Annotated in this window: 1 protein-coding gene; it reads left to right on the top strand. The window is 36.8% G+C overall.

The annotated features are described in order from the left end of the window. Window positions 1–759, top strand: a 759-nt coding sequence (locus tag ABFX15_RS12050) for an IS1634 family transposase (RefSeq protein ID WP_346025636.1), incomplete at its 5' end; no start/stop codon positions are given. Between the last annotated feature and the right edge of the window lie 10 nt (window positions 760–769).

The raw sequence follows: 769 nt of genomic DNA on the forward strand, positions 1-769 counted from the left end.
TCGCATCGGTCTGCCCGTAAAATAAATCTGGAAGATTTGGATTTAGAAAAAGATAAAGGACACTATTATAAAGAACGCTGGATACATGAAAATGGATTAGAACAGCGATTGATTATCACTTTTTCTCCCAAACATAAACGCTATCAAGAAGAGATTCGCAGAAAACAGATTGAACGAGCTATGAAGAAAGCCGATAACCCGAGTCAATTAAAGAAAAAACGTCCAACAGATTTCAAGCGTTTCTTAAAAGAGACACATGTCACTAAAGAAGGCGAAATCGCTAAGGACTTTCAAGTCACAGTAGATCAAGAGAAGATAAAAGAAGAAGCGAAATACGATGGTTTATACGGTATCTGTACAAATGTATCGGGGGATTCGGAAGAGATACTTAAAATATCTCAACGGCGCTGGGAGATTGAAGAAACCTTTCGTATTCTGAAAAGTGAAATGCGTGCACGACCGGTTTTTGTTCGAAAGGATGACCGGATTAAAGCACATTTCCTCACTTGTTTTCTTTCATTACTGGTTTATCGTATTCTTGAAAAAAAGTTAGATGAAGCCTATACCTGTCCTGATATCATTGATACACTACGCAAGATGCGTGTGTTTGAATACTTGGGAGAAGGATATATTCCAACCTATACACGAACGGATTTGACTGATCAACTCCATGAGGAGTTTGGGTTTAGAACGGACACTGAAATTATTCCTCAAAAAAGAATGAAAAAAATTTTAAAACAAACCAAAAAACAAAAATAGTACGCACTTT

Origin of the sequence: Alkalibacterium indicireducens (genome assembly GCF_039522005.1) — a bacterium.
GTDB lineage: Bacteria > Bacillota > Bacilli > Lactobacillales > Carnobacteriaceae_A > Alkalibacterium > Alkalibacterium indicireducens.